Genomic DNA, 26,190 nt, shown 5'->3' with positions numbered 1-26,190 from the left:
CGTCACACCCAGCTCTGAATGATTTCGGGGCTGGCATGGATGCAGGTGAGCTCCAACCGCGTTGTTCCGACATTCTTGAAGCAGTGTGGCGTCTCGGCATTGACGATAACGATATCGCCGACGTTGGGCTCCAGCGTCTCTTCGCCCACGGTAAAGCGCGCCTTGCCGGAGCGGACGATCCACATTTCCGTATAGGGGTGAACATGCAGGTCCGGCCCCTGGCCAGGCTCGTTGTCGATCAGGAAGATCGAGACCGGCGCGCCGTAATCGCCGCCCTCGAAACGGATGGTGCGATTGGCGAACTGCTGCTGGCTTTCACGCGGTATGACATGGAACATGATTTCCTCCTTGGATCACGCTGCAGGTTCGCTATATTTATCTTCACGAGAAGATAATCTTCCCAATTTATCTTCTCGTCAAGATAGTTTTGGAGTGACCATGGAAAAGCGAGACCATGTCGACCGGCTGCGCGCTCTCTGGGCGGAAGAGCTGCCCAATCTCGATACGACGCCGATGAGCATTCTCGGACGCATCTACCGGATCTCTAATCTGGTGCGGCCATCCATCGAGGCGACATTCTCGGAATTCGATCTCGATCGCGGGGAGTTTGACGTGATAGCGACGATCCGGCGCGCTGGGCCGCCATACAGAATGATCCCGACGGAGCTCTACAGTCTTCTGATGATCTCCTCGGGCGGGCTGACGCACCGGCTGGACAGGCTGGAGAAATCCGGGCTCATCCGGCGCGAGCGTTCTGCCGGGGACAAGCGCAGCTTCGAGGTGGCGCTGACGGAAGATGGCATCCGCCGTGCCGAAGCCGCCTTCCGCGAAGACATGAAGCGGGAACTCGGCCATCTCGAAGGGCTGGACGAGGACGAGCGTCGGGCGCTGGCCGGGCTCTTGCGCAAACTTGCCGGTTCGCTGGAACGGGCGGGCGAGAACGGGCTTGCTGCGGCAGATTCTGTTTGACAATCCTGTGACTTATCCCTAAAGACCGCCCCAGCACCGGGCAGCAATGTCCGGTGTTTCATTTGACATGTCCCGTGGATCTTGTCCGTTCGCGAATGGAAAGATCCTGTCGGGTCTCGGAAACGAGATCAAAGGAGGGCGTGTTTCCTTCGCGCGGTTTGGCAACAAACCGTCCTAACTTTTTGAAAGGAAATACGATGAGCAAGCGCGAATCGTCCAAGTACAAGATCGACCGCCGTATGGGCGAAAACATCTGGGGCCGTCCTAAGTCCCCGGTGAACCGCCGCGAATACGGCCCGGGCCAGCACGGCCAGCGCCGCAAGGGCAAGCTTTCCGACTTCGGTGTGCAGCTGCGCGCCAAGCAGAAGCTGAAGGGTTACTACGGTGACCTGCGCGAGAAGCAGTTCCGCGCGATCTTCGCTGAAGCTGACCGCCGCAAGGGCGACACCTCGGAAAACCTGATCGGTCTTCTGGAGTCCCGTCTCGACGCGATCGTCTACCGCGCCAAGTTCGTTCCGACGGTCTTTGCTGCCCGTCAGTTCGTCAACCATGGCCACGTTACGGTCAATGGCGTGCGCGTCAACATCGGTTCTTACCGTTGCAAGGCCGGCGACGTCATCGAAGTTCGTGAACGTTCCAAGCAGCTCGTTACGGTTCTGGAATCGGTTTCGCTCGCAGAGCGTGACGTTCCTGATTACGTCGAAGTCGACCATAACAAGATGGTTGCCACTTTCGCACGCGTTCCGACGCTTGCCGACGTTCCGTACCCGGTTGTCATGGAACCGCATCTGGTCGTCGAATTCTATTCTCGCTAATCAGCGAGAGGCGTTTTCGCATACAGAAAAGCCGCCCTCCAAGGCGGCTTTTTTGTTCTCTGGAGAGAAGCCATCATGGATTTGCAGGCAGTCCTCGACAGCATCTACAAGGAGCTGACGCCCCGCATCGGCGAGGGCAAGGTCGCGGATTACATTCCCGAACTTGCCAAGATCGATCCGAACCAGTTCGGCATGTCGATCATTACCGTCGACGGCAAGGTCTACAGCGTCGGCCATGCCGACGTCGCCTTTTCCATCCAGAGCATTTCCAAGGTCTTCATGCTGACGCTGGCGCTCGGCAAGGTGGGCGAGGGGCTGTGGAAGCGGGTCGGCCGCGAACCCTCGGGCTCGGCCTTCAATTCCATCGTCCAGCTCGAGCATGAGCATGGCATCCCGCGCAATCCCTTCATCAATGCCGGCGCGATCGCCGTCAGTGATGTCGTCATGGCCGGCCATGCGCCGCGCGAGGCGATCGGCGAGTTGCTGCGCTTCGTACGTTACCTCGCCGACGACGAATCCATCACCATTGACGATAAGGTGGCGCGTTCGGAAACGGCGACCGGCTATCGCAATTTCGCGCTCGCCAACTTCATGCGCTCCTACCGCAATCTCGACCATCCGGTCGATCATGTGCTCGGCGTCTATTTCCACCAGTGCGCGCTTTCGATGACCTGCGAGCAGCTGGCCCGTGCCGGTCTGTTCCTGGCTGCCCGCGGCAGCAATCCGCTGACCGGCCATTCGGTGGTGTCGCCGAAGCGGGCGCGACGCATCAATGCGCTGATGCTGACCTGCGGCCACTATGATGGCTCAGGAGATTTCGCCTATCATGTCGGCCTGCCGGGCAAGAGTGGCGTCGGCGGCGGCATCTTTGCCGTGGCGCCGGGCATCGCCTCGATTGCAGTGTGGTCGCCGGGGCTGAACAAGGTCGGCAATTCGCAGCTTGGTGCCGTGGCGCTGGAAATGCTGGCAGCCCGCACCGGCTGGTCGGTTTTCGGCGATTGAGACTGGGTTGGCCTGCGGCTTTCTGCTAAGCAGGACGCGCACATCAGACGGGTAAGAAGATGAATATCGCAGCCAATATTGCCGACGATCTGGAAACGGCTGAAGCCGGCATCGGCCATACGCTGTTTGCCGACGCGCCGCCTTCGGTCTCCTTCAACAAGCTGCGCAAGCGCCTGCTGCGGCAGGTGCGTCAGGCCTTCGAAGACTTCGACATGCTGAAGGACCAGAAGCGCTGGCTGATCGGCATTTCCGGCGGCAAGGATTCCTACGGGCTGCTGGCGCTGCTGCTCGACCTGCAATGGCGCGGGCTGCTGCCGGTGGAACTGATCGCCTGCAATCTCGACCAGGGTCAGCCGAACTTCCCGAAGCATGTGCTACCGGAATACCTCTCCAAGATCGGCGTCAAACACCGCATCGAATATCGCGACACCTATTCGATCGTGAAGGAGAAGGTGCCGGAGGGGGCAACCTACTGTTCGCTCTGCTCGCGCCTGCGCCGCGGCAATCTCTACCGCATTGCCAAAGAGGAAGGCTGCGATGCACTGGTGCTCGGCCATCACCGCGAGGACATTCTCGAAACCTTTTTCATGAACTTCTTCCATGGCGGTCGTCTTGCCGCCATGCCGGCGAAGCTGCTCAACGACGAAGGCAACCTGATGGTGCTGCGGCCGCTCGCCTATTGCGCCGAGGACGACATGGCGAAATTCGCGACTGCCATGCAGTTTCCGATCATTCCCTGCGATCTCTGCGGCTCGCAGGACGGTTTGCAGCGCAATGCGATGAAGGACATGCTTGCCGATATCGAGCGGCGCATGCCCGGCCGCAAGGACACGATGCTGCGCGCGCTCGCGCATGTGAACCCATCGCATCTGCTTGATCCGAAACTTTTCGACTTTTCTGCGCTGAACGTCACCCAAACGTCATAATGGACTTGCTATGAGCCTCTGCAGATCCATGCAACGAGTCCAAAATGATTTTCTCAGACAATGACATAGAGTTTCTCGGCGATTGCCTCCGGCATGTCGCCGAAGAAGAGATCATGCCGCGCTTCCGCAATGCGGCTGCGGCCAATGTTTCCGAAAAGACATCTTCCGTCGATCTCGTCACGCAGGCCGACCTGCGCTCCGAGGCCTATCTGACGGCGGCGATCCGCGAGCGCTTTCCCGGTGCCCTCATCGTCGGCGAAGAAGCTTATGAGGCGGATCGTTCCGTCGTGCCAGCGCTTGCCGATGCCGATCTTGCCTTTGTGATTGACCCGGTCGACGGCACCTTCAATTTTGCGGCCGGCCTGCCGGTCTTCGGCACCATTCTGGCCGTGACCGTCAAGGGCGAGACGGTTGCCGGCATCATTCACGATCCGGCCCTTGGCGATACAGTCGTTTCCCTCAAGGGCGCCGGCGCCTTCCAGCAGAAGCGTGATTGCGAGCCTGTCCGCCTGAAGGTGGCGGAGCCGATCGAGCTTAACCGCATGATCGGCGCCATGGCCTGCAGCCATATGGAGGAACCGGACCGTTCGCGCGTTGCCGGCAACATGGCGAAGATCCGCATGACCTTCGCCTTCAACTGCTCCGCCTATGAATATTGGATGGTCTCGTCCGGCAAGCTGCATTTCATCGGCCATCCGAAGCTGATGCCGTGGGATCATCTTGCCGGCGTGCTGACGCATCAGGAAGCCGGCGGCCATACGGCCAAATTCGACGGAACGCCTTATAGACCGGGCGAGATTTCCGGCGGCATCATCTCGGCTCCCGACAGGGAAAGCTGGCAGATGATCCGCAGCGAGATCATCGGCCACCGATAAACCGAGGGGAAAGTGCCATGACGACTGCCGTAGACACGATGAAGCTTGCCGATCTCCTGCGGCAGGCAGCGAAAGCCGAGATCCTTCCGCGCTTTCGCCGGCTGGGCAGCAGTGACGTGCGCGCCAAGACGGAAGCGACCGACCTTGTCACTGAGGCCGATGAGCAGGCCGAAAGAATGATGAAGGTCGAGGCCGCGCGCCTCTGGCCGGAAGCGCTCTTCATCGGCGAAGAATCGGTTGCCGCCGATGCAGCACTTCTCGACAAACTCGAAGGTGCCGATCTCGCCATCGTCGTCGATCCCGTCGACGGCACGTTCAACTTCGCGTCAGGCATTCCGGCCTTCGGCGTCATGGCCTCGGTCGTATCCAAGGGCGAGACTGTTGCCGGTATCATCTATGATCCGATGGGCGACGACTGGGTCATGGCCGAGAAGGGTGGCGGCGCCTGGCTGCGCCGTCCAGACGGCGAAGCGCAGCGGCTGACGGTCGCAGAGCCTGTCGCGCTCGACCAGATGGTCGGCATGGCCTCCACCGGCTACCTGCCGCAGGAGAAACGCGCAGAGATCCTCGGCAATCTCGCGAAGGTGCGCTTCCTCACCAACTACCGCTGTGCGGCCCATGAATACCGCACCTTTGCCGGCGGGCATGTGCATTACCTGATGTACAATAAGCTGATGCCCTGGGATCATCTGGCTGGCACTTTGATCAGTCAGGAAGCCGGTGCCTATGCCGCCCGCTTCGACGGCTCGGCCTATCAGCCGCACCATGTCACCGGCGGCCTGCTGATCACGCCGGACAGGGAAAGCTGGGACATCCTGCGCCGTGAGGTCTTCACGGTCTGAGCCTGAAATCAGGCAAGGATCTGCTTCAGTGCATTCAGAAGCTTGTCGCATTCGGCATCGGTGCCGGTGGTGATGCGCAGGAAATCCTGGATGCGCTCCTTGCGGAAATGCCTGACAAGGATCGCGTGCTTGCGCAATTCTGCAGCGAGCTCCGCACCGCCGCGTTCGGCGTGGTGGGCGAAGACGAAATTGGCAGATGAGGGCAGGACCTCGAAGCCGAGTTCGCCAAGGCCCACGGTCACCCGCTCGCGGCTTGCGACAATCAGGTCGCAATGTTTCCTGAACCAATCCTGATCTTCCCAGGCGGCAACCGCACCAGCCTGCGTCAGCCTGTCCAGCGGATAGGAATTGAAGCTGTCCTTGACCCTCTCCAGCGCGTCGATCAACGGCCGCTGGCCGACGGCGAAGCCGACGCGCAGGCCGGCAAGGCCACGTGATTTCGAGAAGGTCTGTATGACGAGCAGGTTCGGATATTTCCGGACGAGCGGGATGGCGCTCTCGCCGCCGAAATCCACATAGGCTTCATCGATGACGAGGACCTGATCCGGATGCTCCGCAACCATCGCCTCGATCGCTGCGAGCGGCAGCGCGGTGCCGGTCGGCGCGTTCGGATTCGGCAGGATGATAGCGCCGCAGGGCTGGCGGTAATCCTCGGTTCGTACCATCATCTTTTCGTCGAGCGGGATCTCGCGGAAATCGATGCCGTAGAGGCCGCAATAGGTCGGGTAGAAGCTGTAGGTGACGTCGGGGAAGAGCAGGGGCAGATCGTGGTTCAGCAGCGCCTGGAAGGTATGCGCCAGAACCTCATCCGAGCCGTTGCCGACGAAGACCTCGCCGGGATCGAGATCATGGCTTGCGGCGATCGCCTGGCGCAGCTTCAAACCGGTTGGCTCGGGATAGAGGCGCAGCGTGTCGTTGACCGCTTCCGAGATCGCCGCCAGCGCACGCGGCGATGGGCCGTAGGGATTCTCATTGGTGTTCAGCTTGACCAGGCCGTCGATGACGGGCTGTTCGCCCGCCACGTAAGGCGTCAGGGATTGAACAATGGGGCTCCAGAAACGGCTCATCGGGATCTTCCAGTCTTAGCTCTCAAGCAGCATTACATGTGAACGGCGCCGGGTTCGATCTGTGGGCTGTCGCCGGGATGGGTGAAAAGCTTGCCCTTTTCGGCCCAGAGCACCATGACGACGGTAACGGCGCCGAAGACCGCGAAGCCGCCGAAAAGCGGCTGGACGGTGCCGTTGAAGAGCTGGCCGACTCCGCCGCCGAGAAGGGCGCCGAAGGTCGTCGACACGAAGCCCGTCACGGCCGTTGCCGTGCCGGCGAGATTGCCCATCGGCTCCAGGCTGATGGCCGTGAAATTGGTAGCGATCACGGCAAACATCATCAGGAGGATCGAAAAGAGCGCATAGGAGAAGGAGAAGGCCGGCGTGCCGCCAAGCGCCGCGACGAAGCCGATTGCCGAGATGATGGTGAAAAGCAGCATGGCGGCATGCGAGATACGGCGCATGCCAAAGCTGCGCACCAGCATGCCGTTCAGGAAGTTGGCAACGGCAATGCCGCCCGCCGTTGCCGCAAAGGCGATCGGCAGCCAGTCGCCAAGGCCGTAGACCTCGCCGAAGACCTGCTGCACCGAGATCACATAGGCGCTAATGACGCCGGTGAACATGGTCAAGCCGATCATGTAGCCGCAGGTGATACGGTTGGTCAGAACCGTCTTGAAGCCGTCGCCGACAGCGGCGAAGGACAGCGGAATGCGTTCATCGGGCGGCAAGGATTCTTTGAGGCGCAGCAGCGCCCAGACGAAGAGGATCGAGGCGACGATGCCGAGCAGGATGAAGATCCAGTGCCATTCGGCATAGGTAATGATCAGCTGGCCGACGGAGGGCGCAACGATCGGCACGATCATGAAGACGATCATGACATAGGACATGACGCGGGCCATCTCGCGGCCGCCGAAGCAGTCACGCACGATTGCCATCGTGGTGATGCGCACGGCCGCGCCGCCGATGCCCTGAACGAAGCGCATGATCAGCAGCATTTCGAAGCTGCCTGTGGCGGCTGCCGCAAACATGCCGAGGATATAGCAGGCCAGACCGCCGAGCAGGATGTTGCGGCGGCCGAAAGCATCCGACAGGCTGCCGAAGATGATCTGCGAAGCGCCGAAGCCTAAGAAGAACACGCCGATGACGAGCTGCGTGTCATTGTTGTTGATCACACCAAGCGAATGGCCGATGCTGGGCAGCGCCGCCAGCATGCTGTCGATCGCCATGGCAATGCTGGCGGTCATGATGGCGATGGTCACCACGAACTCGACAAAGCCCATGCCGATGCGGGCTGAGCCCTGGTTTTCCGTGTGCGGTTTATGTGTCGGAGTCATTCGAATCCCCCTGAATGACGTAAGAACGGCCGAAACGCGACCGCATGAATGCGGGATGCGACGGGTTCCTACCAGGATGCCCCGTCGCCAGACGTGTCTGAAAGCTTCAGTTGCCCGATATCAGTGTCCAATATCAGTGAAGCTGGAAAGCGATGCGTCCTTCGACAGCGGCGCATGCTGCGCTCTGAACAGCCGGCCCTTTTCGGCGATCAGCACGAAAACGATGCCGATCAACGAGACGACGAAGTAGCCCACGATCATCGGTGTCGCCGTCCCGTTGAAGGACTGGCCGATCATGGCGCCGATGGATGCGCCACCGACCGTGCTCATGAAGCCGATCACCGAAGAAGCCGTGCCGGCGAGATGGCCGAGCGGCTCCATGGCGAGCGAGTTGAAGTTCGAGCCGATCCAGCCGAACTGGAACATGACCAGCGCGAAGAAGGTGATGAAGATCGGAAACGGCATCGGCTGCGGCCCGAAGACCTGCACGAGCATCCAGATGAAGCTCAACGCGCTGAAGCCTAAGAGCGAGGCATGCGACAGGCGGCGCATGCCGAACCGGCCGACGAGCTGCGAATTGATGAAGGACGAGAAGGCCATGAACAGCGCCACGCCGGCAAAGGCGACCGGAGCGTAAACGCCGAGCCCGTAAATGCCGACATAGACCTGCTGGGCGGAATTGATGAAGCCGAACAGCGCGCCGAACAGGATCGTGCTGGCAATGGTGTAACAGAGGGCGACACGGTTCGACAGGAAGATCGCAAAGCCCTGCAGGATCGAGCGCGCCGTGAACGGGCGAACATTAGCCGGATCCAACGTCTCCGGCAGGCGCAGATACATCCAGATACCAACGGCCGTCGCCATGGTGCCGATGAAGACGAAGATCATGTGCCAGGTGCTGACGAGCATGATGATCTGGCCGCTGCCGGGCGCAATAACAGGCACGACCATGAAGACCATCATGATCAGCGACATGACTTCCGCCATCTGCCGACCACCGTAGACATCGCGGACGATGGAAATAGTAATGACGCGGGTCGCGGCGGAACCAAGACCCTGGATGAAGCGCAGCGCCAGAAGACCGGCAAAGGTCGGGACGACGGCGATACCGAAGGCGGCAACAATGTAAATGCAGAGGCCGATCAGGAGCGGAATGCGGCGACCAAAGCGATCGGAAAGCGGACCGTAGAAAAGCTGCGCGAGGCCGAAGCCGAAAAGATAGGCGGAAACGACGTATTGGCGATGATTTTCATTCTCGACACCGAGGCTGGAGCCTATCTGCTGCAGTGCGGGCAGCATGATGTCGATCGCCAGCGAATTGACGGCCATCAAGAAAGCCGCAAGCGCGATAAATTCCAGCTTGCCCATGGGCAGCCGACCCGTGGACATGGCCTGTGATGAATCTGTCACAATGAAATTCCCATAAACAGGTCAAGGCGCTGCTTGGCGCAGCGCCTCGAACTCAAGATACAGATTTGGAAACCGGACGGACGCCCGGTGACCGATCAGGCGACGGCGGTCTTAATGGTGACGCCGTTTTCCTGGAGGTGCTGCTGGAGCTCACCGGCCTGGAACATTTCCCGGACGATGTCGCAGCCGCCGATGAACTCGCCCTTGACGTAGAGCTGGGGGATCGTCGGCCAGTTGGAGTAATCCTTGATGCCCTGGCGGATTTCCGAATCGGCGAGCACGTTGATGCCCTTATAGTCCACACCGATGTAATCGAGGATCTGGACGACCTGGCCGGAGAAACCGCACTGCGGAAACTGCGGCGTGCCCTTCATGAAGAGGACGACGTCGTTGCTCTTGATCTCGTTTTCGATGAATTCGTTGATACCGCTCATGGGACCTAATCCTTTCAACAGGCGGGTTAAAGGCCCGCCGTTTCAATCGTTTTCTTTAGATAGCATGTGGAAGCTGGAATTCCAGCCGCCAAAACCAAAAAAAGACCAATCCGCGACACTCTGTGGCATGCATTGTTGCCGCTGTGTTACGGCTCCTTGCTGAGGTGAGCCTGGATCTGTTCTATCTCAGTATCGGTGAAGTGCCTGAAATTCCACTGCGAGACTTCGGTCATGACACCGAGATCGTGCCCGCTCATGGACCTGCCTCGGAGAATTGCGGGCATTGCGGCTTACGATGGAGAAGGTTTAGGCGCGGCGCTGCCGGCTGCGGCCTGCCGCCGTACGGCGCTTGCTGACCTGCTTGCGAGCGGGCTTGCGGCTCGTCGGCGTTGCCTTGCGGGTGGTGCGGCTCGTCGTTGCAGACGCTGCCTTACGGCGCTTGCGCTTGGTCGTGGTGCGGCCCGTCGTCTTCTTCAGGATTTCCTTCAGCACGCTATTGATGACGCCTGACACCAGTTCATTCACGAGATTGGCCACAAAATCCCCCTCAGCCCTATCGAAACGCACCTTACCTATTGAATTCCGGAAGAGTTCGCTTAGCAAGACGGCTCGAAGATTTTATCCGGTTTTTCGCCGTATTTTCAGGCGAACCCGTCCTCCTGGTAACGGCGCACTCAACCCGCCTGAAAGAAGAAAAAGACTATGAAACTCGTCGATAAGCGGGTTGTACTGCATTTCCCTGGCTTTGAACCGCTTGACGGCGCAGCGCACCGGGCGCGGTATGAACGTACCGCAAGGCAAAGCGCATCCGTCTGGGGCTATAGTGTCGCAACGGGTGCTGCGGACGAAGGACACTATGTTTCCTTCGATGTCAGCACCGGCGCCGATGACTGGCAGACACAGACGCGCGTGCATGTCTTCGACCATAACGAGCTGGTGCAGCGGCTGCGCACCGGCAATACGGCAAGCCGGATCGCGGCGGGCTTTGCAAGCTTCTGGCAGGTTGTGCGCGAGGGCGGCATGGCCGGCTACTTCCGCCATGCCTGGCGCTTTGGCCTGTTCTTCCTCTTTCCCTTCCTGCTGACGGCGCTCGCAATCGTCATCACGCTGCAGATCCTGACGCTGCATTACTGGCTGGGACTTCCCGGCTGGCACGTCGGCTGGAGCGCGCCGCTGGCGGCCATCTTCTTCACCTTCGGTTTCCTGCCGTTCTCGGAGCGCTTCCACACGCTGCATCTTTTTGCCGACTGGGAAATGGCCGTGGCGCTGGCACGCATGGACAGGCCTGTTTTCAACGGCTGGCTGGAACAATGCGCGACATCGATGCGCGCAGCACTCAACGAGGAGGCCGATGAATATGTCATCTCCTCGCACAGTATGGGCTCCAGCGTCGCGGCGCATGTCGTCGGGATTCTGTTGGAGCGGGAGCCTGACGTTTTCAAGGGCAAGCGCGTGGTGTTCGCGACGCTCGGCTGCGCGATCTTGCAATGCGCGCTGATGTCGTCGGCCACGCTCTTGCGCTCGCGCGTCGGCCTGATTGCGCGTTGCCTGCATATTTTCTGGCTCGATGTGCAGTGCCTGACGGACTCGATCAACTTCTACAAGGTGCCTGTCGTCAGCGTTTCCGGCCATCCGGATGCGCCGCAGGCGAGCATGATCCATATCCGCGTGCGGCAGATGCTGACGCCTGAACATTACAAGAAGATCCGCAAGGATCAGCTGCGCGTGCACCGCCAATATGTGCTGGGGCCGGACAAGAAATCCGCCTTCGATTTCACGCTGCTGACCGCAGGCCCGATGCCGGCCTCGGTCTTTGCCTATCCCGAGCAGGACAAGCTGCCGGCCTGAGAGCTCAGCAATGAAGAGGTGAGGAGGCGTCGATCACTTTCGAGCCATCGCTTCCGTTTCAAAACAAAAACCCGGCGGAAGAAGCCTTCCAGCCGGGCCTGTTCGTTTCAGATCTTCAGTCGGCCGAAGCCAGCATTTCAATCCGGTGCCGAGGTCTGCAGGGCAAGAGCGTGCAGGATGCCGCCCATATTGCCCTTCAGCGCCTCATAGACCATCTGGTGCTGCTGCACGCGGCTCTTGCCGCGGAAGGCTTCCGCGACGACTTCGGCGGCGTAGTGATCGCCGTCGCCTGCCAGATCGCGGATCGTTACCTTGGCACCGGGAATCCCGGCCTTGATCATGTCTTCGATATCGCCGGGTTTCATGGCCATGATCGTTACTCCTTGCGCATCATTCCGCGGCGACAAGCTCGCCGCGGCCGTCCATGAAATCAGGGAACCACGATTCATGGGCATCGCGCAATTGCTGAATCGGCAGCGCAATCAGATCGTCGACGACGAGGGCATCGCCCTTGATAGTACCGAGGCGGCGGAAGGGGATGCCTGAACCTTCTGCGTTGGCGCAGATGAAATCGGCAACATCCTTCGGAACGGTCAGAACGTAGCGCGCCTGATCCTCGCCGAAGAGCTGGGCATGGGCCGCACCCTTGCCTTCGCTGAGGCTGACGTTGAGACCCTTGCCTGACGCCATCGCCATTTCAGCGAGCGCCAGGACGAGGCCGCCGGAGGAAATGTCGTGGCAGGCGGTCGCCTGACCGTTACGGATAACCGAGCGGACGAAATCGCCGTTGCGGCGTTCGGCGAAGAGATCGACCTCGGGTGCCGGGCCTTCGGTGCTGCCGACGACATCGCGCAGATAGACGGACTGGCCGAGATGGCTGCCGTCGGTGCCGATCAGCAGAACCCGGTCGCCTTCGGCAGCGCTGCCGATTCGGGCCATCTTGCGCCAGTCGGGCATCAGACCGACGCCGGCAATGGTGGGCGTCGGCAGGATCGCGACACCATTGGTTTCGTTATAGAGCGAGACGTTGCCGGAGACGATCGGGAAGTCCAGTGCGCGGCAGGCTTCGCCGATGCCCTTCACGGCCTCGACGAACTGGCCCATGATCTCGGGCTTTTCCGGATTGCCGAAGTTCAGGTTGTCTGTGGCCGCCAGCGGCTCGGCGCCGGTCGCGGTGATGTTGCGCCAGCATTCGGCAACCGCCTGTTTGCCGCCCTCGAAGGGATTGGCCTCGACATAACGCGGGGTGACGTCAGAGGAGAAGGCCAGCGCCTTCAGCGGATGGCCTTCGACGCGCACGACACCGGCGTCGCCGCCCGGAAGCTGCAGGGAGTTGCCCTGGATCAGCGTGTCATATTGTTCGTAGACCCAGCGTCGGCTGGACTGGTTGGCGGAGCCGACGAGCTTCAGCAGCGCTTCGTTGTAATCTTCCGGTGCTGCAACGAGGTTGGCGGGCAGGGGCGCACGCTTGCCGGATTCGCGCCAGGGGCGGTCGTATTCCGGAGCCTGGTCGCCGAGATCCTTGATCGGCAGGTTGGCGACTTCCTCACCCTGATGCATGACGCGGAAGCGAAGATCGTCCGTGGTCTTGCCGACGATCGCGAAATCGAGGCCCCACTTGACGAAGATCGCCTTGGCTTCCTCTTCCTTTTCCGGCTGCAGCACCATGAGCATGCGCTCCTGGCTTTCCGACAGCATCATCTCGTAGGCGGTCATGCGCTCTTCGCGCACCGGTACCTTGTCGAGTTCGAGCAGGATACCGAGGTCGCCCTTGGCGCCCATTTCGACGGCCGAGCAGGTGAGGCCGGCTGCACCCATATCCTGGATGGCGATGACGGCGCCGGTCTTCATCAGCTCGAGGCAGGCTTCGAGCAGGCACTTTTCGGTGAAGGGGTCGCCGACCTGAACGGTCGGACGCTTCTCTTCGATCGATTCATCGAATTCTGCCGATGCCATGGTTGCACCGCCGACGCCGTCACGGCCGGTCTTGGCGCCGAGATAAACGACCGGCAGGCCGACACCCTTGGCTTCCGAGAGGAAGATGGCGTTCGACTTGGCAAGGCCGGCTGCAAAGGCATTGACGAGGATGTTGCCGTTGTAGCGGGCATCGAACTCCACTTCGCCGCCGACCGTCGGCACGCCGAAGGAATTGCCGTAGCCGCCCACACCTGCCACGACGCCGGCAACGAGGTGGCGTGTCTTCGGATGATCCGGCTCGCCGAAACGCAGCGCGTTCATTGCCGCGATCGGACGCGCTCCCATGGTGAAGACATCGCGCAGGATGCCGCCGACACCGGTCGCCGCACCCTGATAGGGCTCGATATAGGACGGATGGTTGTGGCTCTCCATCTTGAAGACGACGCAGTCGCCGTCATCGATATCGACCACACCGGCATTTTCGCCAGGTCCCTGGATGACGCGCGGTCCCTTGGTCGGCAAGGTGCGCAGCCACTTCTTGGAGGATTTGTAGGAGCAGTGCTCGTTCCACATGGCCGAAAAGATGCCGAGCTCCGTGAAGCTCGGTTCGCGGCCGATCAGATCCAGAATGCGCTGGTATTCATCCGGCTTGAGGCCGTGTGAGGCGATGAGTTCCGGCGTGATCTTGATAGTGTTTGGGATGGTCATGAGCTCTCGAAAGTCCCTGCCTTAGAGCAATCCAGCAAAAGTGCGCAGCGGTTTTGCGTCCGGAATTGCGTGAAACAAAGAGATAGAGCACGACCGAGATTCGAAGAACAACGGACATGCCCTAGCGCGTTTGCCGTGTCTTTAGCTTAAGTAGGAATTGCGCGCGATAGGAAAATGCCTGCCGTCAACAGAGGGCAGGCATCAAAAGCTTCACAATGCTGTCTTTAACGGGCGAGGCTCGTCAGAATTTGTAGCCGACCATCAGTCCGGCGCGGGTCATGCCGTCGTTCGGGCCGTCGCAGAGATTGGCATTCGAGGAATGGGCGAGTTGCGCTATGACATTCCAGTTGCTGTTGAAGCGATAGCCGGCGCCGAGATATTCGTGGAACAGCACACGACAGCCGAGGTCGGGGTGATCGTCGTCATTGTGAAGCTCGCCAGTGTGGATGACGCCGCCGAAGCCAGCTTCAGCGAAGATCTTGTCGCTGAGGTCGACCGTCCAGGTGAAACCGGCGAAGAACTGCGTGGCTTCACCCGCCGTGCCGATCGAGGTGCCGACATGGACGCGCGGATGCATGAGCTGCTGCTTCCAGCCGGTTGCCTGCTCAAAACCGAAGGGATCGAAAAGGGCCGTTATTTCGGGGAAAACGCCATCTTCATGGGAATGTCCGCCCTGTACGGAAGCGGAAGCGCCAAAGCGCAATTCGTCGAAAATCTTGTCTCCGGCTTGCGCCACTGATGACATTCCCAAGCTGCTGGCGATTACTGCGACCGACGCGATACTCGACAGGCTTAAACGGAAATCGGATTTCATCTGCTGTCCCTTGATTCTCGCCCGACCAGCGGAATGGGAAAGAGGTAACATGCAGGTATCGACGGTAAAGCGCTCGTGTCCGGATCGTGGCTTTTTCCACAATCCTGACACCAATTTGCAACAGTTCAGATCTCTCCGTCATAGGCGGAGCCGCCATTTTCCAATAGGCGTTTCAATATCATAAGACCCGACACAAGCTCGTTTCTATCCTTCGGCGAGGAGAAGCCGATGCGCACGCGGTGATAGACCTTCTCGCCGCGCGCGGCCTTGAACTCGTCCTCGTCATCAACAAGCACGCCATCGCGGAAGGCGGCATTCTTGAAGGTGCCGGACAGCCAGGGTTCCGGCAGTTTCAGCCACAGGAAGGGCGCATGCGGGTGGGATTCGAAATCGAATCCCCGCATGACCTCACGGGCGAGGCCCACGCGGGCCGATAGCTCCACGACACTTGCATTGCGGATCTCGTGCGCCTTGCCGCTCTGGACGAGCCGCGCGCAGGTTTCGGCCAGAATGAAGGGCAGGCCGCCCGTGACCATCTTGTGCGTCACCTTGATGCGCTGAGCGAAATGCGGCGGGCAGGCAACCCAGCCGCCACGCACGCCGGCCGCTACCGATTTAGACAGGCCGTTGACCAGGAAGGTGCGATCGGGCGCGATTGCGGCAAGCAGCGGCGTAGCGTCATTCGCCATGCCGCCATAGAGATCGTCCTCGATAATCCACACGCCATGCCGTCTGGCGATATCCGCAATGGCGACGCGCCGCTCATAGGGCATGATGGCAAGGGTCGGATTGTGGACCGTCGGCATCAGGAAGATCAGCTTCGGATGCTGCTGCTGGCAGAGCCGCTCGAAATCCTCGGGAATGACGCCGTTCTCATCCGACTCGACCGTCAGCGTGCGCCGCCCGAGCAGGCGGACGCTGCGGCTGACCTGGGTATAGGTGAGGTTTTCGAAAACGATCTTGTCACCGGGTGCAGATACGGCGGCGATGACGGCAATTGCCGCCGCATGCGCGCCGAGCGTCGGAACGACATTTTCGACCTCCGGCGACCAGTCGTTGCGCGCCAGCCAGAGACGACCTGCCTCGAACCAGTTCCGCGGGAAGCTGCGTGAATAGGAGGAGATTTCCGCCAGATGCTGCTCGCCGATCTCGGCCATGATGCCGGCGATCACCTTGCCCTGACCAAGATCGGGGGCGGCGGTCGTGTCGAAGCGGAGCTTGTTTGCCGGGGCGTCTGCAATGCGGGTGCCGCTCAGCGAAAGGGTAAGGGGATCCGTCTGTTCGCTCGGGGGTGTATCGGCACGATCGAGTACATAGGTGCCGCGGCCGACTTCACCGGCGACGAGGCCACGCTCATGAACCAGCGCATAGGCGCGGCCGATTGTTCCGATTGTCACCCCGATGTCATAAGCGAGATTTCGCTGCGGCGGCAGCTTGGCTCCCGCCGGCAAAGCGCCGGAAGCAATGGCGGATTCGATATTGTCCGCAAGCCGCATATAGACTGGGCCGGAGCCCTGCGAGAGATCTGGGAGCCAATTTGTCATGGTGACAATGAATAGATTGTCACCCTCTTGCTGTCAACACTATGTGACAATCACTAGAGCGGAAACAACAGGAGCCAAGGATGTCCGTTGTACCTCAAATGAAGAACCAGATTGTATCGATTGTCTCTATCGATAGCCCGCACGAAATTGTCCTCCCGAGGCAGGCGCCGGCCACGACTCGGCTCGGCCGCCTGTGGGCAGTCTTCCTTCTGTGGCAACAGAAGCGGGAGGGACGCCTGGCGTTGCGCGGACTGACAGCGGATCAACTCAAGGATATCGGCCTGTCGCGGTCCGATGCCGCACGCGAAGTCAGCAAATCGTTTTTCTGGGATTAAGCCAAAGCTTAGCTGCAGGCGCGATTGCCGCCCGACCAGCGGGTGACATCGGCAGCGATGCGGCCGGCGACCGGCTCGGACATCATGGGGCCGAACGCCTGCATCTTGGCCGGATTGCCTTCGGCCTGCACGACGAGCAGCGGCCGGCTTTCAGGGCTGCCCTTGTGCACGACGAGAATGCGCGGACGACCGGAGAAGGAATTGAGTTCCGGTGCGAGCTTGTAGGCCGCAAAAGCCGCATCGCCCGACTTGAACCAGCAGCCATTGGCGCCGAGCGCCACACGCTCCATCGTCGACAACGCACTGCGGTCCGGTCCCTTTGCAGGCGTCGAGGACTGGCAGGCAGCAACGAGTGCGGCAAGGCCGGCAAAGGCAGCAGCGTTAGCGATGGCTGCGAAAAGGCGAGGGTGCATCTATCTTGCTCTTCGGCCAGAATTCAGGCGGCGATGACGTCGAGCGCCGAGGCGAAGAGGCCGCGGCCATCCGAACCGCCATGAGCGGCTTCGATGAGATTTTCCGGATGCGGCATCATGCCGAGCACATTGCCCTTGGCGTTCATAACGCCGGCAATGTCGTTGACCGAACCATTGGGATTGGTGCCTTCGGCATAGCGGAAAACGACCTGGCCGTTGCCTTCGATGGCAGCGAGCGTTTCCGTGTCGGCAAAATAGTTGCCGTCGTGATGGGCGACCGGGCAGCGGATGATCTGGCCTTTTTCATAGGCGCGGGAGAAATCCGTCTCGGCGTTGACGACTTCGAGCTTGATCTCGCGGCAGACGAATTTCAGTGAGGCGTTGCGCATCAGCGCGCCCGGCAGAAGGCCGGCCTCGACCAGAATCTGGAAACCGTTGCAGACGCCGAGCACCTTCACGCCTTTGTTCGCCTTCTCGATGATCGCCTGCATGACCGGCATGCGAGCAGCGATCGCTCCGCAGCGCAGGTAATCGCCATAGGAGAAGCCGCCGGGAATGACGATCAGGTCGACATCAGGGATTTCCGTTTCCGTCTGCCAGATCGTCACCGGCTGGTGACCGGAAATCTTGGTGAGAGCGGCGATCATGTCCCGATCGCGGTTGAGGCCCGGAAGTTGAACGACGGCTGATTTCATAAGGTCCCCGCGTTTGGCGAAAGATATTGAACTGGAACGCTTTCGGCGAGCCATACTCCATTGTCTGAGACAAAGAAAGAATGACCCTCTGAAAACATGCGTGCTGCGTCTACACGCAGGATAATAGTGTCGCCCTTGCGGCGTGTTGCGACGATCCTGGCCGTATCGACATCCGCCGAGAGATGGACGTGGCGCCGTTCCATCTTCTTCAGGCCTTCGCGCTCGATCAGGGGCCAGTTCACGAGTGACGTACCGTGAAAAAGAATTGCAGGCGGCTGGACCGCCTTCAACGCAAGATCGATTTCGACGCTGTGGCCGTGGTTGGCGCGAATTCTGTTATCGACGAGTGCAAAGCGCTTCTTCGGACTGTTCTCAATGATCCCGATAATATCGGCGCGGGAGACGTCGTATTTCGACGTCACCGCCTTCTCGAATACATCGAAGGATACCCAGCCCTCGGCGTCAAGCGTCAGGCCTGCGGCTTCCGGCGCATGGCGCAAAACATAGCTCATGAATTTCGAGACTTCCGTCTCCAGCTTTGCTTCCATGACGCTTCATCCTGAAGGCCCGCCGCATGGCGGGCCTATGATCGTCAGTCGATCGCGATCGCGTAGTTCTCGATAACCGTGTTTGCGAGGAGTTTCTCGCACATGGCCTTGAGGTCGGCTTCGGCCTTGGCCTTGTCGGTGCCTTCGAGCTCCAGGTCGAAGACCTTGCCCTGGCGGACATGACCGACGCCGCCGAAGCCGAGGGCGCCGAGCGCGCCTTCGATGGCCTTGCCCTGAGGATCGAGAACGCCGTTTTTCAGCGTGACAGTGACGCGAGCCTTGATCACTTGTTTTCCCTGCTTTTACTTGACCAGAACGGGGCCAGTGCCGCGCACGGGCTCGTTTTCATTGATGATACCGAGACGGCGCGCAACTTCGGAATAGGCTTCCAGCAGACCGCCCATATCGCGGCGGAAGAGGTCCTTGTCCATCTTCTTGTGGGTCTCGATATCCCAGAGGCGGCAGCTGTCCGGCGAGATTTCGTCAGCCAGGATGATGCGCATCATGTCGCCTTCGAAAAGGCGGCCGCATTCGATCTTGAAATCGACGAGCTGGATGCCGACGCCGAGGAAGAGGCCGGTCATGAAGTCGTTGACGCGAATGGCAAGCGCCATGATGTCGTCGAGCTCAGCTGGATTGGCCCAGCCGAAGGCGGTGATGTGCTCTTCGGAGACCATCGGATCTTCGAGCGCATCGGACTTGTAGTAGAATTCGATGATCGAGCGCGGCAGGACCACGCCTTCCTCGATGCCGAGGCGCTTGGCGAGCGAGCCGGCGGCGACGTTGCGCACGACGATCTCAAGCGGGATCATCTCCACTTCCTTGATCAGCTGCTCGCGCATGTTGAGCCGGCGGATGAAGTGGGTGGGAATACCAATCTTGTTCAGATGGCTGAAGATATATTCAGAAATACGGTTGTTGAGGACGCCTTTGCCATCAATGACTTCGTGTTTCTTCTTGTTGAAAGCAGTGGCATCGTCCTTGAAGAACTGGATCAGCGTGCCCGGTTCAGGCCCTTCATACAGAATCTTTGCCTTGCCCTCGTAGATACGGCGGCGACGGTTCATTGTGGTTATTCTCTAGCTGTTGGCGCTCTTGGGATAGCGCGCGTGGATCGATCTCGTGGCGTCCCCTTAAAGGAAAAGAGAGAGTTTCACAATCCGCCTATCACTCCTTCCCCGGTTTCCGGCCTTGGGCGGGAAAACCGCAATGAGAATCGAAATCTTGCCAAGGAAAGATTACCGCCTTTTTCTTTACGGTGGAATGAAGGCAAAATCTCGGAGGGGTTATACAGGTCTTTATCCGGAGGCTGTTTTGGAGATGGGCCGGCCCACGGAATGGCGGAGATCCTTCTGCAGTGCGCGAGCCTCACCCTCCGGTTGCCGCCAGCTTTCGCCACGGATGAAAGCCGGGAACTGTAGGCCGGACATCGGCCGGGCGAGCGCATAGCCCTGCAGCATGTCGCAGCCGAGCTCCTGCAGGATGCGGACGTGATCGGCGGTCTCGACACCTTCTGCGGTGACGAGAATATTCAGCGAGCGGCCGATCTCGATGATGGAACGCACGAGCTTGCGCTGCTCGGCCGATTGCGGCAGGTGCCTGATCAGCTCCCGATCGATCTTCAGTGTTTTCGGGCTCAGCCGCAGCAAGCTGACGATCGAGGCATGACCGGTGCCGAAATCATCGACCTCAATGTCGATGCCGAGCTTCTTCAGCTTTTTGAGATTGGCGGTGACCGCCTCGTCGCAATCGTCAAGCGAGATCGATTCTAGCAGTTCGAATGAGACCGTGCCGGGCTCGATCTTCAGCGAGCGCAGCTTCTTGCCAAGCTGCGGATCGGAGAGTCTCCGGCCGGAGACATTGACGGAGATGCGGGGAATAGTGAAGCCTTCGCGGATCCAGGCTTTCCGGTCGGCGATCGCCTGTTCGAGGATCAGCGCATCGATGGTCGAGACGACGTCGAGATCCTCGGCAATGTCGAGGAAGCGATCCGGCGCCAGCAGTCCGTGTTCCGGATGCTGCCAGCGGGCCAGCGTCTCGATGCCGGCGATATCGAGCGTGCGGGCATCGAACTGCGGCTGATAGAAGGGCACGAATTCGTTGCGCTCCAGGCCGATCAGGATTTCATCGGCAAGGCGCTTGGCCGTCAGGATCGTACGGCGTGCAGCATTGGAGAAGAATTCGTGGCGGTTGCGGCCGGAGCCCTTGGCCCGGTAGAGCGCGATATCAGCATTGAGCAGGAGCTGCTTTTCGTCGAGCTTGGGGCCGCTATCGATGGCGATGCCGATGCTGGCGCCGAAGCGGCAATCATGCCCCTCGTATTTGATGGGTTTGCGCAGCTCGCGGATGATGCGCTCGGCGACGGTGGCAATCTTCTTCGAGGGAGTGTCGACGATGCAGAGAACGACGAATTCATCGCCGCCGATGCGCGCGACGAAATCGGTGCCGCGAATGGAATCGCGCAGCACCCGGGCAGCATGTTTGAGCATATAATCGCCGGCGCGGTGGCCGAGCGTATCGTTGATCTGCTTGAAGCGGTCGAGATCGATATGAAGGATGGCAAGCGCCAGACCTTCCTCGCGACAATGGGCGGAGAGTTCCTCCAGCATCTTGTCGAGATAGCGACGGTTCGGCAGGCCGGTCAGATAATCATGGAACGCCAGATGCTCGATGCTTTCCTTGGCGGCTTCGAGTTCGCGGTTGCGTGCTTCTGCAAGATCCTTGGCGCGCTGCAACTCGTTGCGCAGCGCCACTTCCTCCGTCACGTCCCAATTGGCGCCGATCAGCTTGCGGCAGCCATTGCCGTCGACGAAGAAGGCCGAGCGGGCACGGATGATGCGCTCGGCGCCATCGCCTCTGATGATACGAAATTCCTGATGAAAGCCGGTCTCGTTGTTGACGTTGCTTTCGACGGTTTCGTTGACGCGATCGCGATCATCAGGATGAACAGTGCTGAGCCAGGCATTGGCTGCGGAGAAACGATCGGCATCCTTCAGTCCGTAGATGGCAATAAGGCGGTCGTCCCATTCGACGGTCCCGTGATCGATATCGGCTTCGAAAACGCCGATATCGCTGATCTGCAAAGCGAGGTCGAGGCGGCGGGAGAGCTGCGCGAGCATCTCCTCGGTTTCCTTGCGCGCGGTGATGTCCGTGTCCGTGCCGACGACGCGCTGAGCAGCGCCGTTCTCATCCCACTCGACGGGTGCGCCGCGGCATTCGATCCAAACCCAGTGGCCGTCCTTGTGGCGCTCTCGATACTGGAAGACATGATAGTCGGGGTCGCCAGCATTCTGGCGCTCGATGGCGTTGATGACGAAATCGCGATCATCGGGATGAACGAGCTGCAGCCAGGCCTCGTAGTCGCCGTCGGCCTCCTCATCCGGCGCCATGCCGCGTATGCTCTTCCAGGTCTGCGAGTAATATTTCTTGTCGAGGCGGTAATTGTGGTCCCAGACACCGAGCCCGGAGCCAACGAGCGCATAATTCCATCGGCTTTCGCGCTCCGCAATGTCGGAATCGTCGGTGTAGCTTGCGAACCCATCGGCCGCCGGCTCGTCGCAACTGACATTGGCGGCTTTTGGCGGGTGGGTTTGCTTCACGGGGCGCTCTCGCTTTTCTGGCGTCAGCGCAGTCTGCGGTCTTTCCATTAAGAAATGCTTAGAAAGCGATCGCTTAATTCACTGGAAATGCCGGATTTTTTGGCTTTCTCAGCCGGGCAAGCGGCTGAGAAACTGGGCAAAGACCATCGTGCCTTCCGGCCAGGGGCCGTGGCCGGATTCCGAGTTAATGTGACCGGACTCGCCCGCATCCACAAGGAAAGAACCCCAGCTGTTGGCGATGTCATCAGCATGCTCATAGGTGCCGAAGGGATCGTTGCGGCTGGCGACCGTAATCGAGGGGAAAGGCAGCGGATCGCGCGGGTAGGGGCCGAAGGTCATGAGATGCTTCGGGCGGATATCCGGATTGGCAACATCGGGCGGCGCGACGAAGAAGGCGCCGGCTACGCGCTTTTGAAACAGCGGAATTGCGTGGATCACCGATGGCACCCCGAGGGAATGAGCGATGAGCACCACGGGGCGTGTTGAGGCATTCACCGCTTCGGCGATGCGCGCGGTCCAGTCCTCGCGCACGGGCTTGGACCATTCCGCCTGCTCGACTCGGCGCGCGGTGCTGAGTTTTGCTTCCCAGCGGCTCTGCCAATGGTCGGGGCCGGAATTGGTATAGCCGGGAATGATGAGGATATCTGCGTCTGAAGCTTTCATGGTGCCGCCGATGTGAGAAAGCTTAACCGCGATGTCAAGGGAAAGAGCGACTTAGCTCAAAAAATTTGCTAACGTGGCTTTATGCCGGTTGCGTTCTCGTGTCGGCCCCTTGTTGCCGACACATTCGCCTCCGGTTCATCTTGGCTGAGGAGGAGAAAGCCATGACGACATTTCATGTCATGACGGGTGCTGGCGAGAGCTTCGCACGGCCCGTGGTCAACAGGATCAGCGTAGCCGACGTCTTCGACGCGCTCAGGCTGGGTTTCGAGGATTTCCGCGAGAAGCCTTCGCATTACGTTTTCCTGTGTCTCATGTATCCGATCGCCGGTATCTTCCTGACGATGCTGAGCTCGGGCGCCAATCTCGCACCGATGATCTTTCCGCTGATGTCGGGCTTTGTGCTGATCGGCCCGATAGCCGCGATCGGCCTCTACGAAATCAGCCGCCGGCGCGAGGCCGGACTCGATTCCTCTTGGAAACATGCACTCGATGTCCGCCATTCGCCGGCTTTGCCGTCGATCATCGCCGTCGGCCTCCTGCTGTTCGGGATCTTCACCGTCTGGCTGGTCACGGCGCAAACCATCTATACAGGCCTTCTTGGCGAGGTCTTCCCGCGCTCCATGTCGCTCTTCCTGCAGCAAGTGTTCGGTACGCCGGAAGGCATGCAGCTCATCCTGTGGGGTAATCTAGTCGGCCTCGGCTTTGCGTTCGTCGTACTGGCGATCACCGTCGTGACCTTCCCGATGCTGCTCGACAGGGACTGCGGGGCGGTGGCCGCGATGGTCGCCTCGATCCGGGCAACCTTCGTCAATCCGATACCGGTATTGCTCTGGGGCCTGATCGTTGCCGCGTCGCTCGTCATCGGCACAATCCCGCTCTTTGTCGGCCTCGCACTCGTCATCCCAATCCTCGGCCATGCGACCTGGCATCTTTACCGGAAGCTGATCGCCCGCGAAGCCATGTAACGGCAACATCCCGGGGTGTCGCGAATTTGCGCGATGCCTCGGAATTTCAACAGAGCCCGGAACCTCGGAACCTTGCTTGGAGTTTGTCTTGTGCCGACTTCGAAGGAGGATTTCAAGGTGACCATACGCCATGTGTTTGCCCACTTCGCAACCAAGATATCGGAGTGGGCGGGCAAGCCGGTGACCTTCATTCTGGCGCTTATCGCCGTCATTATCTGGGCTGCTCTCGGCCCCGTCTTCGACTACTCGGAAACCTGGCAGCTGGTGATCAACACCGGTACGACGATCATCACCTTCCTGATGGTCTTCGTGCTGCAGAATGCGCAGACACGCGATACGCGGGCCATCCAGGCAAAGCTCAACGAAATCATCCTGACGAGCCATGCCGAGAACCGCTTCATCGGCATCGAAAATCTCGACGAAGAAGACCTCAAGCACCTCGACTTGCTGGTGGCCAAGGCGGCTAAGGGCCGGGGTGAGACAGAGGTTTGTGAGATATCGGATGAGCCGGGCGATACATCGATCGGCAAGCCGGAGAAAAAGAAGCGCGCTGCGCCGGCGACTACGTCCCGGAAGCGAAAATGAAAACGGCGCCTCACGGGCGCCGTCTCATGACCTGTCTTGTGCCGATCAAGCTTCGCCGAAGACGCGGCGGAAGATCGTGTCGACATGCTTGGTGTGATAACCGAGATCGAATTTCTCGCGGAGATCCGCCTCGGAGAGTGCAGCGCGCACCTCGGCATCGGCCAGCAGTTCTTCGAGGAAATCCTTGCCCTGTTCCCAGACCTTCATGGCGTTGCGCTGCACGAGGCGATAGGCATCCTCGCGGGAGGTGCCGGCCTGCGTCAGCGCCAGGAGAACGCGCTGCGAATGGACTAGGCCGCGGAACTTGTCGAGGTTCTTCATCATGTTCTCGGGATAGACCACGAGCTTTTCGATGACGCCGGCGAGACGGTTCAGCGCGAAATCGAGGGTAACAGTGGTATCCGGGCCGATGGCGCGCTCGACGCTCGAATGGCTGATGTCGCGCTCATGCCAGAGCGCCACGTTTTCCATCGCGGGTACGACCGACATACGCACGAGACGCGCAAGGCCGGTCAGGTTTTCAGTCAAGACCGGGTTGCGCTTGTGCGGCATGGCCGAAGAGCCCTTCTGGCCCGGCGAGAAGAATTCTTCCGCCTCCAGCACTTCGGTGCGCTGCATGTGGCGTATTTCGATCGCGACGTTTTCGATCGACGAGCCGATGACACCGAGGGTGGCGAAGAACATGGCATGGCGGTCACGCGGGATGACCTGCGTGGAAACGGGTTCCGGAACGAGGCCGAGTGCTGCGCAGACATGCTCTTCGACAACAGGGTCGATATTGGCGAAGGTGCCGACAGCGCCGGAGATGGCGCCCGTCGCGATTTCAGCGCGGGCGGCAACGAGGCGGGCGCGGTTGCGGCTCATCTCGGCGTAGAAGCGGGCGAAGGTCAGGCCCATCGTCGTCGGCTCGGCATGGATGCCGTGGCTGCGGCCGATGCGGATCGTATCCTTGTGTTCGAAGGCGCGCGTCTTCAGCGCTGTCAGAACACGGTCCATGTCGGCGAGCAGGATATCGGCAGCGCGCACGAGCTGGATGTTGAACGTGGTGTCGAGCACGTCGGAGGAGGTCATGCCCTGATGGACGAAGCGGGCGTCGGGGCCGACGATTTCTGCAAGATGCGTCAGGAAGGCGATGACGTCATGTTTGGTGACGGCCTCGATCTCATCGATGCGGGCAACGTCGAAAGTCGCCTTGCCGCCCTTTTCCCAGATGGTGGCGGCTGCCGACTTCGGGATCACTCCGAGGTCTGCCAGCGCGTCGCAGGCATGGGCCTCGATCTCGAACCAGATGCGGAACTTGGTTTCGGGAGACCAGATGGCGACCATATCGGGCCGGGAATAACGAGGGATCATGGACGAGCGCCTTCATTTCGTGACAGTAGCTGCGGCCCCTGTAGCAAAGACGGCCGGCAATCTCAACGCATGCGTTTGGCAAGAGCCAGGCTAGTGACAAAAAGACAGACCAGTCCGAGGGGCAAAAACAGCCCCAGGCCAAGGACAAGGAACTGATAAACGGCGCTGGCGCCGGTAAAGACAAACTGGAACATCCAGATGACCGAGCCGAACGGCGAATGCCAGCGGGAATAGAAAATCCGGTAGTCCATGGCGAAGAGAAAGGCCGTCATCAGGACCGTGCCCATCGTCAGCACCAGGAAGAATGCGGCAAAACGCGCCTCCGCCTGATGGCCGAGCGCAAGATAACGCCCGGCAAGCAAGTTAAAGGGCCAGGAGAGCAGCCCGCCGCCGAAATAGAGGATGGAGAGATCGAGCACGTGGCTCGTCTCCATACCATTGCGCAGATAGAGACCCGCCATGGCGGAGATCAGCATCTGGACGCCCCAGAGCGGGGCGCCGATGAAAAGTTCTGATAAGGACGGCCATGCCGCCCGCAGACGGTTCATTC

General features: G+C 60.2%; 29 protein-coding genes and 1 pseudogene. 10 read left to right on the top strand and 20 right to left on the bottom strand.

The window, feature by feature from the left end; all coding sequences use genetic code 11:
* Positions 1-2: 2 nt before the first annotated feature.
* Positions 3-338: a cupin domain-containing protein gene (locus tag J2X71_RS30745; protein ID WP_113184648.1), complete on the bottom strand. Its 336-nt coding sequence runs from the start codon at positions 336-338 to the stop codon at positions 3-5.
* 100 nt (positions 339-438) lie between these two features.
* Here J2X71_RS30745 and J2X71_RS30740 point away from each other — a divergent pair, with 100 nt between their 5' ends.
* From J2X71_RS30740 to J2X71_RS30715, 6 genes are all read left to right on the top strand, one after another.
* Positions 439-969 (top strand): MarR family winged helix-turn-helix transcriptional regulator, encoded by a 531-nt coding sequence (locus J2X71_RS30740; RefSeq protein WP_113324724.1) that lies wholly within the window; start codon positions 439-441, stop codon positions 967-969.
* 197 nt (positions 970-1,166) lie between these two features.
* Positions 1,167-1,784 (top strand): 30S ribosomal protein S4, encoded by a 618-nt coding sequence (rpsD, locus tag J2X71_RS30735; protein WP_113324725.1) that lies wholly within the window; start codon positions 1,167-1,169, stop codon positions 1,782-1,784.
* A 72-nt stretch (positions 1,785-1,856) separates the two neighbouring features.
* Positions 1,857-2,786 carry a glutaminase gene (locus J2X71_RS30730; protein ID WP_113324726.1) on the top strand — a complete coding sequence of 310 codons (930 nt, stop codon included), beginning with the start codon at positions 1,857-1,859 and terminating at the stop codon, positions 2,784-2,786.
* Positions 2,787-2,845: 59 nt separating this feature from the next.
* Entirely contained in the window at positions 2,846-3,712 is an 867-nt protein-coding gene (gene ttcA / locus J2X71_RS30725) for a tRNA 2-thiocytidine(32) synthetase TtcA (protein WP_310388258.1), read from the top strand.
* A 44-nt stretch (positions 3,713-3,756) separates the two neighbouring features.
* Positions 3,757-4,587, top strand: a complete 831-nt coding sequence (locus J2X71_RS30720; RefSeq protein WP_310388257.1) for an inositol monophosphatase — start codon at positions 3,757-3,759, stop codon at positions 4,585-4,587.
* A 17-nt stretch (positions 4,588-4,604) separates the two neighbouring features.
* The gene (locus J2X71_RS30715; RefSeq protein ID WP_310388255.1) at positions 4,605-5,429 is read left to right on the top strand and encodes an inositol monophosphatase family protein; all 825 of its coding nucleotides are present in this window, start codon (positions 4,605-4,607) and stop codon (positions 5,427-5,429) included.
* Positions 5,430-5,437: 8 nt separating this feature from the next.
* Here the strand turns inward: J2X71_RS30715 and hisC are convergent, their stop codons facing one another.
* The 6 genes and pseudogenes from hisC to J2X71_RS30690 form a co-directional block, all read right to left on the bottom strand.
* Positions 5,438-6,496 carry a histidinol-phosphate transaminase gene (gene hisC, locus J2X71_RS30710; RefSeq protein WP_310388253.1) on the bottom strand — a complete coding sequence of 353 codons (1,059 nt, stop codon included), beginning with the start codon at positions 6,494-6,496 and terminating at the stop codon, positions 5,438-5,440.
* Between the two features lie 32 nt (positions 6,497-6,528).
* Positions 6,529-7,809 (bottom strand): multidrug effflux MFS transporter, encoded by a 1,281-nt coding sequence (locus tag J2X71_RS30705; protein ID WP_310388251.1) that lies wholly within the window; start codon positions 7,807-7,809, stop codon positions 6,529-6,531.
* A gap of 120 nt (positions 7,810-7,929) precedes the next feature.
* A complete protein-coding gene (locus J2X71_RS30700; protein ID WP_310388324.1) occupies positions 7,930-9,177 on the bottom strand; it encodes a multidrug effflux MFS transporter in 1,248 nt (415 codons plus the stop codon).
* A 137-nt stretch (positions 9,178-9,314) separates the two neighbouring features.
* Complete coding sequence (gene grxD / locus J2X71_RS30695; protein WP_007826252.1) at positions 9,315-9,653, bottom strand: Grx4 family monothiol glutaredoxin; 339 nt, start codon at positions 9,651-9,653, stop codon at positions 9,315-9,317.
* Positions 9,654-9,799: 146 nt separating this feature from the next.
* Positions 9,800-9,904 (bottom strand): annotated as a pseudogene (locus J2X71_RS38175) (cytochrome c); the annotation flags it as partial.
* Between the two features lie 55 nt (positions 9,905-9,959).
* A complete protein-coding gene (locus J2X71_RS30690) occupies positions 9,960-10,190 on the bottom strand; it encodes a hypothetical protein (RefSeq protein ID WP_310388248.1) in 231 nt (76 codons plus the stop codon).
* Positions 10,191-10,355: 165 nt separating this feature from the next.
* On the opposite strand from J2X71_RS30690, the gene J2X71_RS30685 reads away from it, so the two are divergent.
* Positions 10,356-11,501 carry a hypothetical protein gene (locus J2X71_RS30685; RefSeq protein WP_310388246.1) on the top strand — a complete coding sequence of 382 codons (1,146 nt, stop codon included), beginning with the start codon at positions 10,356-10,358 and terminating at the stop codon, positions 11,499-11,501.
* 137 nt (positions 11,502-11,638) lie between these two features.
* On the opposite strand, the gene J2X71_RS30680 is transcribed toward J2X71_RS30685, so the two are convergent.
* The 4 genes from J2X71_RS30680 to J2X71_RS30665 form a co-directional block, all read right to left on the bottom strand.
* Positions 11,639-11,872 carry a BolA/IbaG family iron-sulfur metabolism protein gene (locus tag J2X71_RS30680; protein ID WP_007826248.1) on the bottom strand — a complete coding sequence of 78 codons (234 nt, stop codon included), beginning with the start codon at positions 11,870-11,872 and terminating at the stop codon, positions 11,639-11,641.
* A gap of 19 nt (positions 11,873-11,891) precedes the next feature.
* Complete coding sequence (gene purL / locus J2X71_RS30675; RefSeq protein ID WP_310388242.1) at positions 11,892-14,126, bottom strand: phosphoribosylformylglycinamidine synthase subunit PurL; 2,235 nt, start codon at positions 14,124-14,126, stop codon at positions 11,892-11,894.
* A 241-nt stretch (positions 14,127-14,367) separates the two neighbouring features.
* Positions 14,368-14,940, bottom strand: coding sequence for an acyloxyacyl hydrolase (locus J2X71_RS30670; RefSeq protein ID WP_310388240.1), 573 nt, complete (start codon positions 14,938-14,940; stop codon positions 14,368-14,370).
* Between the two features lie 125 nt (positions 14,941-15,065).
* A complete protein-coding gene (locus J2X71_RS30665) occupies positions 15,066-16,484 on the bottom strand; it encodes a PLP-dependent aminotransferase family protein (protein WP_113321800.1) in 1,419 nt (472 codons plus the stop codon).
* A gap of 80 nt (positions 16,485-16,564) precedes the next feature.
* On the opposite strand from J2X71_RS30665, the gene J2X71_RS30660 reads away from it, so the two are divergent.
* Positions 16,565-16,819 carry a DUF1127 domain-containing protein gene (locus J2X71_RS30660; RefSeq protein ID WP_310388237.1) on the top strand — a complete coding sequence of 85 codons (255 nt, stop codon included), beginning with the start codon at positions 16,565-16,567 and terminating at the stop codon, positions 16,817-16,819.
* 8 nt (positions 16,820-16,827) lie between these two features.
* Here the strand turns inward: J2X71_RS30660 and J2X71_RS30655 are convergent, their stop codons facing one another.
* The 7 genes from J2X71_RS30655 to J2X71_RS30625 all read right to left on the bottom strand — a co-directional run bounded on the left by J2X71_RS30655 (position 16,828) and on the right by J2X71_RS30625 (position 22,737).
* The gene (locus J2X71_RS30655) at positions 16,828-17,232 is read right to left on the bottom strand and encodes a hypothetical protein (RefSeq protein ID WP_113321798.1); all 405 of its coding nucleotides are present in this window, start codon (positions 17,230-17,232) and stop codon (positions 16,828-16,830) included.
* Positions 17,233-17,255: 23 nt separating this feature from the next.
* Positions 17,256-17,927, bottom strand: a complete 672-nt coding sequence (gene purQ / locus J2X71_RS30650; RefSeq protein ID WP_310388235.1) for a phosphoribosylformylglycinamidine synthase subunit PurQ — start codon at positions 17,925-17,927, stop codon at positions 17,256-17,258.
* Complete coding sequence (locus J2X71_RS30645; protein ID WP_310388233.1) at positions 17,924-18,475, bottom strand: RNA 2'-phosphotransferase; 552 nt, start codon at positions 18,473-18,475, stop codon at positions 17,924-17,926. The genes purQ and J2X71_RS30645 overlap by 4 nt, the downstream gene beginning before the upstream one ends.
* Positions 18,476-18,519: 44 nt before the next feature.
* Positions 18,520-18,762 (bottom strand): phosphoribosylformylglycinamidine synthase subunit PurS, encoded by a 243-nt coding sequence (gene purS / locus J2X71_RS30640; RefSeq protein WP_007826230.1) that lies wholly within the window; start codon positions 18,760-18,762, stop codon positions 18,520-18,522.
* Positions 18,763-18,777: 15 nt separating this feature from the next.
* Positions 18,778-19,542, bottom strand: a complete 765-nt coding sequence (gene purC, locus J2X71_RS30635) for a phosphoribosylaminoimidazolesuccinocarboxamide synthase (protein WP_007826228.1) — start codon at positions 19,540-19,542, stop codon at positions 18,778-18,780.
* A 231-nt stretch (positions 19,543-19,773) separates the two neighbouring features.
* Entirely contained in the window at positions 19,774-22,122 is a 2,349-nt protein-coding gene (locus J2X71_RS30630; RefSeq protein ID WP_310388228.1) for an EAL domain-containing protein, read from the bottom strand.
* 60 nt (positions 22,123-22,182) lie between these two features.
* Complete coding sequence (locus J2X71_RS30625) at positions 22,183-22,737, bottom strand: alpha/beta hydrolase (RefSeq protein ID WP_007826223.1); 555 nt, start codon at positions 22,735-22,737, stop codon at positions 22,183-22,185.
* 161 nt (positions 22,738-22,898) lie between these two features.
* On the opposite strand from J2X71_RS30625, the gene J2X71_RS30620 reads away from it, so the two are divergent.
* On the top strand, positions 22,899-23,702 hold the full coding sequence (locus tag J2X71_RS30620; RefSeq protein ID WP_310388226.1) for a DUF2189 domain-containing protein: 804 nt from the start codon (positions 22,899-22,901) through the stop codon (positions 23,700-23,702).
* Between the two features lie 123 nt (positions 23,703-23,825).
* Positions 23,826-24,287 (top strand): low affinity iron permease family protein, encoded by a 462-nt coding sequence (locus J2X71_RS30615; protein WP_113321803.1) that lies wholly within the window; start codon positions 23,826-23,828, stop codon positions 24,285-24,287.
* Positions 24,288-24,332: 45 nt separating this feature from the next.
* On the opposite strand, the gene purB is transcribed toward J2X71_RS30615, so the two are convergent.
* Together purB and J2X71_RS30605 are read right to left on the bottom strand one after the other, a co-directional pair.
* Positions 24,333-25,640: an adenylosuccinate lyase gene (purB, locus tag J2X71_RS30610; RefSeq protein WP_025668863.1), complete on the bottom strand. Its 1,308-nt coding sequence runs from the start codon at positions 25,638-25,640 to the stop codon at positions 24,333-24,335.
* Between the two features lie 62 nt (positions 25,641-25,702).
* On the bottom strand, positions 25,703-26,188 hold the full coding sequence (locus tag J2X71_RS30605; protein ID WP_310388224.1) for a hypothetical protein: 486 nt from the start codon (positions 26,186-26,188) through the stop codon (positions 25,703-25,705).
* Positions 26,189-26,190: the final 2 nt, after the last annotated feature.

The organism is Rhizobium sp. 1399, assembly GCF_031455475.1.
GTDB lineage: Bacteria > Pseudomonadota > Alphaproteobacteria > Rhizobiales > Rhizobiaceae > Rhizobium.
The sequence above is the reverse complement of the archived record's forward strand: the minus strand, read 5'-3'. Positions and strand labels throughout refer to the sequence as shown.